The organism is Streptomyces corallincola, assembly GCF_019104725.1.
Lineage (GTDB): Bacteria > Actinomycetota > Actinomycetes > Streptomycetales > Streptomycetaceae > Streptomyces > Streptomyces corallincola.
Window position 1 is genome coordinate 126741 of record NZ_JAHRXF010000003.1, and the last position, 12199, is coordinate 138939.

The 12199-nt window shown below is 70.9% G+C and carries 13 protein-coding genes and 5 tRNA genes; 15 read left to right on the forward strand and 3 right to left on the reverse strand.

Going from position 1 to position 12199, the window contains the following annotated elements; translation table 11 throughout:
• The first annotated feature begins 417 nt into the window (after nt 1-417).
• From KUM39_RS03525 to KUM39_RS03560, 8 genes are all read left to right on the forward strand, one after another.
• Nucleotides 418-609, forward strand: a complete 192-nt coding sequence (locus tag KUM39_RS03525; protein ID WP_217783865.1) for a hypothetical protein — start codon at nt 418-420, stop codon at nt 607-609.
• Nucleotides 610-732: 123 nt separating this feature from the next.
• Nucleotides 733-1518: a fumarylacetoacetate hydrolase family protein gene (locus KUM39_RS03530; RefSeq protein WP_217783866.1), complete on the forward strand. Its 786-nt coding sequence runs from the start codon at nt 733-735 to the stop codon at nt 1516-1518.
• Complete coding sequence (gltX, locus tag KUM39_RS03535) at nt 1502-2986, forward strand: glutamate--tRNA ligase (RefSeq protein ID WP_217783867.1); 1485 nt, start codon at nt 1502-1504, stop codon at nt 2984-2986. Before KUM39_RS03530 ends, gltX begins: the two co-directional genes overlap by 17 nt.
• A gap of 217 nt (nt 2987-3203) precedes the next feature.
• A tRNA-Gln gene (locus KUM39_RS03540) sits at nt 3204-3275 on the forward strand.
• A gap of 21 nt (nt 3276-3296) precedes the next feature.
• Nucleotides 3297-3369: transfer RNA gene (locus KUM39_RS03545), tRNA-Glu, on the forward strand.
• A 29-nt stretch (nt 3370-3398) separates the two neighbouring features.
• Nucleotides 3399-3471: transfer RNA gene (locus KUM39_RS03550), tRNA-Glu, on the forward strand.
• Between the two features lie 20 nt (nt 3472-3491).
• Nucleotides 3492-3563, forward strand: a tRNA-Gln gene (locus tag KUM39_RS03555).
• 27 nt (nt 3564-3590) lie between these two features.
• A tRNA-Glu gene (locus KUM39_RS03560) sits at nt 3591-3663 on the forward strand.
• Between the two features lie 112 nt (nt 3664-3775).
• On the opposite strand, the gene ndgR is transcribed toward KUM39_RS03560, so the two are convergent.
• A complete protein-coding gene (ndgR, locus tag KUM39_RS03565) occupies nt 3776-4492 on the reverse strand; it encodes an IclR family transcriptional regulator NdgR (RefSeq protein WP_217783868.1) in 717 nt (238 codons plus the stop codon).
• A gap of 159 nt (nt 4493-4651) precedes the next feature.
• On the opposite strand from ndgR, the gene leuC reads away from it, so the two are divergent.
• The 4 genes from leuC to KUM39_RS03585 all read left to right on the forward strand — a co-directional run bounded on the left by leuC (nt 4652) and on the right by KUM39_RS03585 (nt 7911).
• Nucleotides 4652-6076 (forward strand): 3-isopropylmalate dehydratase large subunit, encoded by a 1425-nt coding sequence (gene leuC, locus KUM39_RS03570; protein WP_217783869.1) that lies wholly within the window; start codon nt 4652-4654, stop codon nt 6074-6076.
• A gap of 5 nt (nt 6077-6081) precedes the next feature.
• Nucleotides 6082-6675 carry a 3-isopropylmalate dehydratase small subunit gene (gene leuD / locus KUM39_RS03575; protein ID WP_217783870.1) on the forward strand — a complete coding sequence of 198 codons (594 nt, stop codon included), beginning with the start codon at nt 6082-6084 and terminating at the stop codon, nt 6673-6675.
• 242 nt (nt 6676-6917) lie between these two features.
• Nucleotides 6918-7148 (forward strand): SCO5555 family protein, encoded by a 231-nt coding sequence (locus tag KUM39_RS03580; RefSeq protein WP_217783871.1) that lies wholly within the window; start codon nt 6918-6920, stop codon nt 7146-7148.
• A 136-nt stretch (nt 7149-7284) separates the two neighbouring features.
• On the forward strand, nt 7285-7911 hold the full coding sequence (locus KUM39_RS03585) for an HU family DNA-binding protein (RefSeq protein ID WP_217783872.1): 627 nt from the start codon (nt 7285-7287) through the stop codon (nt 7909-7911).
• Between the two features lie 136 nt (nt 7912-8047).
• On the opposite strand, the gene KUM39_RS03590 is transcribed toward KUM39_RS03585, so the two are convergent.
• The gene (locus KUM39_RS03590) at nt 8048-8251 is read right to left on the reverse strand and encodes a hypothetical protein (protein ID WP_217783873.1); all 204 of its coding nucleotides are present in this window, start codon (nt 8249-8251) and stop codon (nt 8048-8050) included.
• A 37-nt stretch (nt 8252-8288) separates the two neighbouring features.
• The gene (gene cofC / locus KUM39_RS03595; protein ID WP_246619513.1) at nt 8289-8957 is read right to left on the reverse strand and encodes a 2-phospho-L-lactate guanylyltransferase; all 669 of its coding nucleotides are present in this window, start codon (nt 8955-8957) and stop codon (nt 8289-8291) included.
• Between the two features lie 136 nt (nt 8958-9093).
• Here cofC and KUM39_RS03600 point away from each other — a divergent pair, with 136 nt between their 5' ends.
• The 3 genes from KUM39_RS03600 (at nt 9094) to KUM39_RS03610 (ending at nt 12178) form a co-directional block, all read left to right on the forward strand.
• Complete coding sequence (locus KUM39_RS03600) at nt 9094-9921, forward strand: lysophospholipid acyltransferase family protein (protein ID WP_217783874.1); 828 nt, start codon at nt 9094-9096, stop codon at nt 9919-9921.
• Nucleotides 9918-10928, forward strand: coding sequence for an NAD(P)H-dependent glycerol-3-phosphate dehydrogenase (locus KUM39_RS03605; protein WP_217783875.1), 1011 nt, complete (start codon nt 9918-9920; stop codon nt 10926-10928). The genes KUM39_RS03600 and KUM39_RS03605 overlap by 4 nt, the downstream gene beginning before the upstream one ends.
• Nucleotides 10929-11020: 92 nt before the next feature.
• On the forward strand, nt 11021-12178 hold the full coding sequence (locus tag KUM39_RS03610) for a D-alanine--D-alanine ligase family protein (protein ID WP_217783876.1): 1158 nt from the start codon (nt 11021-11023) through the stop codon (nt 12176-12178).
• Nucleotides 12179-12199: the final 21 nt, after the last annotated feature.

The window sequence follows — 12199 nt, forward strand, 5'->3', positions numbered from 1 at the left end:
GTTCCTGCGGCGGTCCGTGGAATTCCAGCACAGTGCGGGATCTCCCAACAAGGGCCGAGGGTTCACCTGTGACCTACGTGACGGCCCGTGAGTGACGGGTCACCAGCCGTGGAGCGTGATCCGCAACAATTCGGACGTACGTCTGCGAGTCGCCGCCCGGCGGCCGGTGTCCCAGTCGCCATGATCGGGAGCGGAATGCCTGCTTCAGGCGGTCAATGTCCGTTTTATGTATGGCGGTTGGCGGCCGGAATTGACCGGTTTGGCGCCCGATTCGTGAGCAAACTCACACGCCCCTCACGGGAAGTTCGCATCGGTGGCGGGGAATGGCATGTTTAGCCTGACGCTTTACAGGACGGGCGGTCCTGTCCACCGGGACGCCCCCACCACCCCCACACACGAGGCCACAGGACGACAACGGTGAAGACGACGATGATGTTCCGCAACATTGCCAACCCGCGGCGCACGACGCTGGCGCACCTCCCGGACGCCGGTGGACTGGAGCGCGCCGAGCAGCCGGAGCACTCCGTCGAACTCCCCGCCCACACCGCCAATCCCCGGCGCACGGTCCTGATGGAGCTCCCGGTGAGCCTGGCGGCCGTCGCCGAGTGACACGGCCCGACCCCGGAGCGGCCCGGAGCCCACGACCCGTGGACTCCGGGCCGCTTCGCGTGCCCCCGCCCGGTTAACCTGGGACGTCAGTACGCCGGTTCTCATGAGGGGCGCGAGCATCCCGTGCGCATCGCCAGGTTCTCCATCGACGGGAACGTCGCCTTCGGCGCGGTCGAGGGCGACAAGGAGGACGAACTCGTCCTCGACATCATCAAGGGCATCCCGTTCGCGGACTTCGAACTGTCCGGTACGAAGGTCCCGCTGAGCAAGGTCAGACTGCTCCCGCCGGTGCTGCCCAACAAGGTCGTGGCGTTCGGCCGCAACTACGCCGACCACGCCCGCGAACTGGGCAACGAGGTCCCCGAGGCGCCGTTCGCCTTCTTCAAGCCCTCCACCTCGGTCATCGGCTCCGGCGACGAGATCCAGTACCCCGCCTTCTCCACCGAGCTGCACCACGAGGCCGAGCTGGCCGTCGTCATCGGCCGGATGTGCCGCGAGGTCCCGCGCGACCGGGTCAAGGACGTGATCCTCGGCTACACCTGCGCCAACGACATCACCGCCCGCGACGTGCAGAAGCGGGAGAAGCAGTGGGCCCGCGCCAAGGGCTTCGACACCTCCTGCCCGCTCGGCCCCTGGGTGGAGACGGATCTCGACCTGGAGCGGGCGAACGACCTCACCGTCCAGCTCACCGTCAACGGCGAGCAGCGCCAGCTCGGCCGCACCAGCGAAATGATCCACCCCGTCGAGGACCTGATCGTCAACATCTCCGAGGCGATGACCCTGCTCCCCGGCGACGTCATCCTCACCGGCACCCCCGCGGGCGTCGGACCCCTGGACGTCGGCGACGAGGTCGCCGTCACCATCGAAGGCATCGGCACTCTCACCAACAAGGTTGTCAAGCGTGGCTAGCGCACCCGTACGCGTCCGTTTCTGCCCCTCTCCCACCGGCAACCCCCATGTGGGCCTGGTGCGCACCGCCCTGTTCAACTGGGCGTTCGCCCGGCACCACGGGGGCACCCTGGTCTTCCGCATCGAGGACACCGACGCGGCCCGCGACTCCGAGGAGTCCTACGCCCAGCTGCTCGACTCGATGCGCTGGCTCGGCTTCGACTGGGACGAGGGCCCCGAGATCGGCGGCCCGCACGCCCCGTACCGCCAGTCCCAGCGGATGGACCTCTACAAGGACGTCGCCGCCAAGCTGCTGGACGCCGGTCACGCCTACCACTGCTACTGCTCCCAGGAGGAGCTGGACAGCCGCCGCGAGGCAGCCCGGGCCGCGGGCAGGCCGTCCGGCTACGACGGCCACTGCCGCGCCCTGAGCGCCGAGCGGGTCGCGGAGTACACCGCGCAGGGCCGCGAGCCGATCGTCCGCTTCCGGATGCCGGACGAGCCGATCACCTTCACCGACCTGGTGCGCGGCGAGATGACCTTCACCCCGGAGAACGTCCCGGACTACGGCATCGTCCGCGCCAACGGCGCCCCGCTGTACACCCTGGTCAACCCGGTGGACGACGCGGCGATGGAGATCACCCACGTCCTGCGCGGCGAGGACCTGCTCTCCTCCACCCCGCGCCAGATCGCGCTGTACCGGGCGCTGATCGAGCTGGGCCTCGCCCAGTCCGTCCCGGAGTTCGGACACCTGCCGTACGTGATGGGCGAGGGCAACAAGAAGCTCTCCAAGCGCGACCCCCAGGCGTCCCTGAACCTCTACCGGGAGCGCGGCTTCCTCCCCGAGGGCCTGCTCAACTACCTCTCCCTGCTGGGCTGGTCGTTCTCCGCCGACCAGGACGTCTTCGGCACCGCCGAGCTGGTCGAGGCGTTCGACATCGCGGACGTGAACCCCAACCCGGCGCGCTTCGACCTGAAGAAGTGCGAGGCGATCAACGCCGACCACATCCGGATGCTCGACGTGAAGGACTTCACCGAGCGCTGCCGCCCCTGGCTCGCCGCCCCCTTCGCCCCCTGGGCGCCGGAGGACTTCGACCCGGCCAAGTGGGAGGCGATCGCCCCGCACGCGCAGACCCGGCTGAAGGTGCTCTCCGAGATCACCGACAACGTGGACTTCCTCTTCCTCGCCGAGCCCGTCTCCGACGAGGCGAGCTGGGCCAAGGCCATGAAGGAGGGCTCGGACGCGCTGCTCGGCACCGCCCGCGCGAAGCTGGCGGCGGCCGACTGGAGCTCGGCGGAGTCGCTGAAGGAAGCCGTCCTGGCGGCCGGTGAGGAGCACGGCCTGAAGCTCGGCAAGGCCCAGGCCCCGGTCCGCGTCGCCGTCACCGGCCGCACCGTCGGCCTGCCCCTCTTCGAGTCCCTCGAAGTCCTCGGCAAGGACACGACGCTGGCCCGGATCGACGCGGCCCTGGCCCGCCTCGCCGCCTGACCGGCCCTGCCGGGAGCCGTACCCACGGCCGCGCGGGCGGCACCGGAACCCCCGGTGCCGCCCCTCGGGCGGGTGCCGGACGGCCGCCGGGATACCCGTTTTGGAGCCCCGTCCACCTTCGGGTAATGTTCTTCCTGCGCCGCCGGGGAGCGGGCCGAAAGGCCGGTGACCGGGGGAGTGAACTAGAACGAAGAGCCCCCACGGGCTTGAGTTCCAGTGGCCTATGGTGTAATTGGCAGCACGACTGATTCTGGTTCAGTTAGTCTTGGTTCGAGTCCAGGTAGGCCAGCTCGCAGAGCTCATCTGCAAAGCCCCCGTTGTGTAGCGGCCTAGCACGCTGCCCTCTCACGGCAGTAGCGCCGGTTCGAATCCGGTCGGGGGTACTGGTCCCGATGATGTTGGGATCGCTAGGGCCCCCGTTGTGTAGCGGCCTAGCACGCCGCCCTCTCAAGGCGGTAGCGCCGGTTCGAATCCGGTCGGGGGTACGACTGGTCTAAACCATCATTGGTCTATGGTGTAATTGGCAGCACGGCTGATTCTGGTTCAGTTAGTCTTGGTTCGAGTCCAGGTAGACCAGCTCGGATCTGTGGAAACGCAGACTCCAGCCCCCGTTGTGTAGCGGCCTAGCACGCTGCCCTCTCACGGCAGTAGCGCCGGTTCGAATCCGGTCGGGGGTACCTACGACGAAGGCCCCTCACCTCACGGTGAGGGGCCTTCGTCATGTCCCCGTCCGCGCCGCGCACGCCGAGGGCCGTGCCGCGCGCCAACTCCACGCGGCACGGCGGCCGGTCAGCCGGTCCGGCGCAGCGCCTCGGACAGCCGGGTCGCCGCGTCGATCACCGCCTGGGCGTGCATCCGGCCCGGATGCCGGGTCAGGCGCTCGATGGGGCCGGAGACCGAGACGGCGGCCACCACCCGGTTCGAGGGGCCGCGCACGGGCGCGGAGACCGACGCGACGCCCGGCTCCCGCTCGCCGATGGACTGGGCCCAGCCGCGCCGCCGTACCCCCGACAGGGCCGTCGCCGTGAAGCGGGCGCCCTGGAGGCCGCGGTGCAGCCGCTCCGGCTCCTCCCAGGCCATCAGGATCTGCGCCGAGGAACCGGCCTTCATGGTCAGCGTCGAACCCACCGGGACCGTGTCCCGCAGTCCGGACAGCCGCTCGGCGGCGGCCACACAGATCCGCAGGTCGCCCTGGCGGCGGTAGAGCTGCGCGCTCTCGCCGGTCACGTCCCGCAGATGCGTGAGCACCGGACCGGCCGTGGCCAGCAGCCGGTCCTCGCCCGCCGCGGCGGCCAGTTCCGCGAGCCGCGGGCCGAGGATGAACCTGCCCTGCATGTCGCGCGCCACCATGCGGTGGTGTTCCAGCGCCACGGCCAGGCGGTGGGCCGTGGGTCGTGCCAGGCCGGTCGCCCCGACCAGCCCCGCGAGGGTGGCCGGACCCGACTCCAGGGCGCTCAGCACCAAGGCCGCCTTGTCCAGAACGCCGACGCCGCTACTGTTGTCCATGAAACGATACTCACGTCTCACTCTGTGAAACGCAAGTTCAATTTTCCGCGGAACGCGCCACCCTGGAATGACATCGGGTCCGTGCACCATCCGTTCGCCGGAGGCCCGTGAAGATCTCTAGTTGGGCCGACGGAGCGTGCGTCGGCCGGAGGGAAAGCGATGGGTAGGACACTCGCGGAGAAGGTCTGGGACGACCACGTCGTCCGGCGCGCCGAGGGCGAGCCCGACCTCCTCTTCATCGATCTGCACCTGCTGCATGAGGTGACCAGCCCGCAGGCCTTCGACGGCCTCCGCCAGAACGGCCGCTCCGTGCGCCGCCTCGACCTCACCATCGCCACCGAGGACCACAACACCCCGACCCTCGACATCGACAAGCCCATCGCCGACCCGGTCTCCCGCGCCCAGTTGGAGACGCTGCGCAAGAACTGCGCCGACTTCGGTGTCCGGCTGCACCCGCTGGGCGACGTCGAGCAGGGTGTCGTGCACGTGGTCGGGCCGCAGCTCGGCCTCACCCAGCCCGGTACCACGGTGGTCTGCGGCGACTCCCACACCTCCACCCACGGCGCGTTCGGCGCGCTGGCGTTCGGCATCGGCACCTCCCAGGTGGAGCATGTGCTCGCCACCCAGACGCTGCCGATGGCCCGCCCGAAGACGATGGCGATCACCGTCGAGGGCGAGCTGCCCGAGGGCGTCACCGCCAAGGACCTGATCCTGGCGATCATCGCGCGCATCGGCACCGGCGGCGGCCAGGGGTACGTCCTGGAGTACCGCGGCCCGGCCGTCGAGAAGCTCTCGATGGAGGCGCGGATGACCATCTGCAACATGTCCATCGAGGCCGGTGCCCGCGCGGGCATGATCGCCCCCGACGAGACCACGTTCGCCTACCTCAAGGGCCGCCCGCACGCCCCCGAGGGCACCGACTGGGACGACGCCGTCGCGTACTGGAGGACGCTGCGCAGCGACGACGACGCGGTGTTCGACGCCGAGGTCGTCATCGACGCCGCCGGACTCGCGCCGTTCGTCACCTGGGGCACCAACCCCGGCCAGGGCGCGCCGCTTTCGGCCGCCGTCCCCGATCCCGCTTCGTACGAAGACGCCTCGGAGCGGTTCGCCGCCGAAAAGGCCCTGGAATACATGGGGTTGGCGGCCGGACAGCCGCTGCGCTCGATCAGCGTGGACACCGTCTTCGTAGGTTCCTGCACCAACGGCCGCATCGAGGACCTGCGGGCCGCGGCCGACGTCCTCAAGGACCGCAAGGTCGCCGACGGCGTGCGGATGCTGGTCGTCCCCGGCTCCGCGCGGGTCGGTCTCCAGGCCGTCTCCGAGGGCCTGGACGTGGTGTTCAAGGACGCCGGAGCCGAATGGCGGCACGCGGGCTGCTCGATGTGTTTGGGAATGAACCCCGACCAGCTGGCCCCCGGCGAGCGCTCCGCGTCCACCTCCAACCGCAACTTCGAGGGGCGGCAGGGCAAGGGCGGCCGTACGCACCTGGTGTCGCCGCAGGTGGCCGCCGCGACCGCGGTGCTCGGCCACCTGGCCTCGCCCGCCGACCTGTCCGACGCCCCCGCGCCCGCTGGAGTCTGAGCACGATGGAAGCCTTCACCACCCACACCGGCCGGGCCGTGCCGCTGCGCCGCAGCAACGTGGACACCGACCAGATCATCCCCGCCCACTGGCTCAAGAAGGTGACCCGCGACGGCTTCGAGGACGGTCTCTTCGAGGCGTGGCGCCGCGACGAGTCCTTCATCCTCAACCGCCCCGAGCGGCGGGGCGCCTCGGTCCTGGTGGCCGGTCCCGACTTCGGCACCGGCTCCTCCCGCGAGCACGCGGTCTGGGCGTTGCAGAACTACGGCTTCAAGGCCGTGATCTCGCCCCGCTTCGCGGACATCTTCCGGGGCAACTCGCTGAAGAACGGCCTGCTGACCGTCGTGCTCGACCAGAAGACCGTGGAAGCGCTCTGGGAGCTGACCGAACGCGACCCGGAGGCGGCCGTCACCGTGGACCTCGAAGCGCGGGAAGTGCGCGCCGAGGGCGTCACCGCCTCCTTCGAGCTGGACGAGAACTCCCGCTGGCGGCTGCTGAACGGGCTGGACGACATCTCCCTCACGCTGCGCGACGAAGCGGACATCGCGGCCTACGAGGCCCGCCGCCCCGCCTTCAAGCCCAGGACACTCCAGGGCTGATTCCGGCCACCGTCCCCCTCCCCTCCGTACCCCCGGTCGCCCCGATCGGGGGTACGTCCATGTCCGGTCCCGGACACACCGGGTGTTTACCGGACTCATTGCCAACTGGCCGTGTTAGAAAGGCTGTTGACCGGGTACGTGAGTGCCGTGAACGGCCTCCTGGCAAGTGCCCGGAAGGCCAATCCAGGCGGGAGTTACCCCCTGCGCAGGCGACAACTCGCCCCAGATGGCACAATCTGTGCATGGGACACGACGGCCAACTCCAGCTCTACGCGGCAGTCGCGGACCGGCTCAAGGAAGCGCACACAAGAGTGCGCGCACTGCAAGTCCCGGAGGGCGTACGTATGGCGCTGACCCGGAAGCTGCTGGTCATTACGGCCGCGGCCAAGCACGATCTCGCCGGCGCGGAACGGCGGCTCACACGGTTCTCCGAGGACCTCGACGCGGGACTGCTCCCCGAAGAGGACCACTGAACAGCGTGCGACCGCCGATTCCGTTGCGGCACAAGGGTGATTAGCCCGTTTCGTGTTTGATTTGCGGTATATATCTGCCTAACGTGCGAAAAAGCTTGAACACATTCGTTCTGGCGATGTCTCCGAAGGGGAAGACGTGAACAAGGCGCAGCTCGTAGAGACGATTGCCGACAAGATGGGCGGCCGTCAGCAGGCCGCCGATGCTGTCGATGCGGTCCTGGACGCCATCGTCCGCGCGGTCGTCGCGGGCGACCGGGTCTCGGTGACCGGCTTCGGTTCCTTCGAGAAGGTGGACCGCCCCGCCCGTTACGCCCGCAACCCCCAGACGGGCGAGCGTGTTCGGGTCAAGAAGACCTCCGTGCCGCGCTTCCGCGCGGGACAGGGTTTCAAGGACCTGGTGAGCGGCTCCAAGAAGCTTCCCCGCGGTGGCGAGGTCTCCGTCAAGAAGGCGCCCAAGGGCAGCCTGACCGGCGCGGCTTCGGCGACGGTCAAGAAGGCCGCCGCGAAGAAGACCGCCAAGGCCGCGGCGAAGAAGACCACCGCCAAGAAGGCCGCGGCGGCCAAGAAGACCACCGCCGCGAAGACCACGGCCGCGAGCAAGACCGCCGCCGCGAAGAAGACCGCCACCAAGGCGACCGCGAAGAAGACCGTCGCCAAGAAGTCCCCGGCGAAGAAGGTCACCGCGACCAAGGCCCCGGCCAAGAAGTCCACGGCGCGCAAGACCACCGCCAAGAAGGCCGCCGCACGCAAGGCCACCTCGTAACGACCGGTGCGCCGCCGGACCGTTCCGTCCCGCCAGGACACAGGCGCACCACCGGTCCGCCAGGGCCGTCACGCGCCGGGCCGGACTCCGCGGGGAGTCCGGCCCGCGGCGTTCCGGGGGCCGTGGCCGGGCGGTCTCAGAAGGTCTGCAGCGTCACCAGCGTGATCCGGGGCGCGTCCTCGGGGCCGTCCGTCTCGATCCGCACCCGCTGGCCCGGCCGCAACAGCCGCAGGCCGCCCGCGTCGAACGCCTCGGCGCCGAACGGCACCGGCGTCCCGTCGTCCAGCAGCACCTGGCCGCTGCGCGTTCCGGGGTCGTAGGTGTACGCGGTCGCCTGCATGCCCGCAGCCTACTGCGCGCCCGCCGGGTGGCGGCGGCTACGGCTCCGCCGTCAGCAGGCGCGCGCTCGCCGCCGTCGTGCGCGGGCCCACGCCCAGCGCCAGCGCGGCCCGCAGATCGTCCCCCGTGTCCACGTCCTGCCGTACCGAATCCACGTCCGCGAGGACCAGTTCGGCCGCGCCCGTGGCCCGGTGCCGCAGCCGGGAGCCGGTGCCGAACGCCGGGCGCAGGTCCCGGCCGGGGCGCGCGGCCAGCAGGGTGGTGCCCAGCCCGGCCGCGTCCGCGAGGAAGGCGCGCGGGAAACCGGCCGCCGCGTCCAGCACGTGGGCGAGTTCCGCCGGGCGCAGCGCGGGCAGATCGGCGTTCAGGGCCGCCACCGGCGCGGCCGGGCGCAGCCGCCGTACCACCGAGGCGCCGTGCGCCAGTGCGGCGTTCAGCCCCCCGGCCGGGGTGTCCGGGACGATCCGGGCGCCCAGCGCCGAGAGTTCCCGTCCCGCGAGCGGGTCGTCCGTGACGACCGCCACATCCGCCACCGCCGCGCAGGCCAGCACCGCCGCCACCGTGTCCTCGGCGAACGCCAGCACCAGACCGGGGCGCACCCCGTCCCCGGCCGTGTCCGCGAGCCTGCTCTTGGCCCGCGTCAGCGGTTTCAGGGGTACGACCACGCTCCAGCGCACCGGCTCACCGCCCTCTCTTGTCGCGCTCATTGTCCCCCGCCCGACCCCCGTGCCCTGCGGCACGGACGGGAGCGGGGCGTACGGTGTGCTCGACAGACCGGGCGGCCGGGGCGACACTTGTGCGGCCCCCGGCCCCGGGGAAGAGCAGCCAAAGGAAGGTGTCCGAGTGTCCCGCCGCAGAATCGGGTTCTGGTACCGCTTCGCAGCGGTCCTGTGCAAACCGCCACTGGTGGTTCTGCTCAAGCGGGACTGGCGTGGAATGGAGCACATTCCGGCCGACGGTGGATTTATCACCGCGGTGAACCACAATTCCCACGTGGACCCCTTCGCTTACGCGCACTTTCAGTACAACACCGGCCGGGTTCCGCGATTCCTCGCCAAGAGCGGCCTTTTCAAGAAGGGCCTCGTGGGCGCCGCGATGCGCGGCACCGGACAGATTCCCGTGTACCGCGAGTCCACCGACGCGCTCAGCGCCTTCCGGGCCGCGATCGCCGCCGTCGAGGACGGTGAATGCGTCGCGTTCTACCCCGAGGGCACCCTGACCCGCGACCCCGACGGCTGGCCGATGACCGCCAAGACCGGTGCCGCGCGCGTCGCGCTGAAGACCAGGTGCCCGGTGATCCCGGTCGCGCAGTGGGGCGTCAACGAACTCCTGCCCCCCTACGCCAAGAAGCCCCACCTGTGGCCCCGCAAGACCAGTCGCGTGCTCGCCGGTCCGGCCGTGGACCTCGACCGGTTCTACGGCCGTGAGGTCACCGCCGACCTGCTGCGCGAGGTCACCGAGGTCATCATGGCCGACGTGACCCGGCTGCTGGAGCAGGTGCGCGGCGAGAAGGCGCCCGAGCGCCCCTACGACCCGCGCCGCGAACGGATCGAGCAGCGCCGCCGCACCGAGGCGCAGGCCCGGCAGGCGGAGGAGCGGTCCCGGCAGGCCGGACAGCAGGACCCGCGGCCGGGGGAGCAGGACCGGCAGGCCGAGGGGCTGGGCACGTGAGCGAACGCGTCAAGGCGGCCGTCTTCAGCGCCGGTTCATGGGGCACGTCGTTCGCGATGGTGCTGGCCGACGCCGGGTGCGACGTCACGGTCTGGGCCCGCCGGGCCGAGGTCGCGGAGGCGATCAACTCGGGCCGTACCAACCCCGACTACCTGCCCGGTGTCGAACTCCCCGCCGGTCTGCGGGCGACCACCGACCCCGCCGAGGCGGCGGCCGGTGCCGACTTCACCGTGCTGTCGGTGCCCTCGCAGTCCCTGCGCGCCAACCTCGCCGAGTGGCGTCCGCTGCTGGCGCCGGACACCGTGGTCGTCTCGCTGATGAAGGGCGTCGAACTCGGCTCCGCGATGCGGATGAGCGAGGTCGTCGAGGACGTCACCGGGATCGGTCCGGACCGGATCGCCGTCGTCACCGGGCCCAACCTGGCCCGTGAGGTGGCCGCCCGGATGCCCGCCGCCGCCGTGGTCGCGTGCACCGACGAGGACGTGGCCCGGCGCCTCCAGGCCGCCTGCCACACCCCGTACTTCCGGCCGTACACCAACACCGACGTGATCGGCTGCGAACTCGGCGGCGCGGTCAAGAACGTCATCGGGCTGGCCGTCGGCATCGCGGACGGCATGGGGCTCGGGGACAACGCCAAGGGCTCGCTGATCACCCGCGGCCTCGCGGAGACCACTCGGCTCGGGATGGCGCTGGGCGCCGACCCGTTGACGTTCTCCGGGCTCGCGGGCCTCGGCGACCTGGTGGCGACCTGCTCCTCGCCGCTGTCCCGCAACCACACCTTCGGCACCAACCTCGGCCGGGGCATGACCCTGGAGGAGACCGTCGCGGTGACCCGGCAGACCGCCGAGGGCGTCAAGTCCTGCGAGTCGGTGGTCGATCTGGCCCGTCGGCACGGCGTGGAGATGCCGATCGCGGAGACCGTCGTGGACATCGTGCACGAGGGCAAGCCGCCGGTGGTCGCGCTCAAGGAGCTGATGTCGCGCAGCGCGAAGCCCGAACGACGCTGAGCGACCAGTCGGGGGACGCGGGCCGGGCACGCCGCGACGGCGGCCCGGCGGGCGCTGACGTGCGGGATACCAGCGGGTACCCTCAACCCGATATGAGCACCGACAACCTCCCCCAGAACCCCGGGCAGCCGCGGCGCAAGCCGCGCGTCGCCGTCGTGTTCGGCGGGCGCAGCTCCGAGCACGGCATCTCCGTGGTCACCGCCGGCGCCGTCCTCAAGGCCATCGACCGGACCATGTACGAGGTGCTGCCCATCGGCATCACCTCGGACGGCCGCTGGGCGCTGACCGCCGACGAGCCGGAGCGGATGGCCATCAGCGACCGCCGCACCCCGAACGTGGACCAGCTCGCGGAGTCCGCCGAGGGCACGGTCGTCCTCCCGGTCGATCCCGCCAGCCGCGAGGTCGTGTTCAACGAGCCCGGCTCGGTGCCCAAGGCGCTCGGCGAGGTGGACGTCGTCTTCCCGGTGCTGCACGGCCCGTACGGCGAGGACGGCACCCTCCAGGGGCTGCTGGAGCTGTCCGGTGTGCCGTACGTCGGCGCGGGTGTGCTCGCCTCGGCCGTCGGCCAGGACAAGGAGTACATGAAGCGGGTGTTCAGCTCCTTCGGGCTCAAGGTCGGCCCGTACCTGGTGGTGCGCCCCCGTGAGTGGGAGCAGGACGCGGCGGGCGCCCGGAAGCGGATCGTGGAGTTCGCCGGTGAGCACGGCTGGCCGCTGTTCGTGAAGCCCGCCCGCGCCGGGTCCTCCATCGGCATCACCCGGCTGGACGGCCTCGACGGGCTGGACGAGGCGATCGACGAGGCCCGTCGGCACGACCCCAAGTTCCTGATCGAGGCGGGCATCACGGGCCGCGAGATCGAGTGCGGGGTGCTGGAGTTCGCGGACGGCCCGCGTGCCTCGGTGCCCGCCGAGATCCCGCCGCCGCAGGCCCACGCGTACTACGACTTCGAGGCGAAGTACATCGACTCCACGCCCGGTCTGGTGCCCGCGCCGCTGACCGACGAGGAGACCGCCGAGGTGCGGCGGCTCGCGGTGGACGCGTTCGAGGCGGCCTCCTGCGAGGGGCTGGTCCGCGCGGACTTCTTCCTCACCGAGGACGGCGAGTTCGTCATCAACGAGATCAACACCATGCCCGGCTTCACGCCGATCTCGATGTACCCGCAGATGTGGGCCGCGAGCGGGGTGTCCTACCCGGAGCTGGTGGACCTGCTGCTCCAGGCCGCGCTGCGCCGCTCCACCGGGCTGCGCTGAGCCCGGCCACCGCCGGTACGC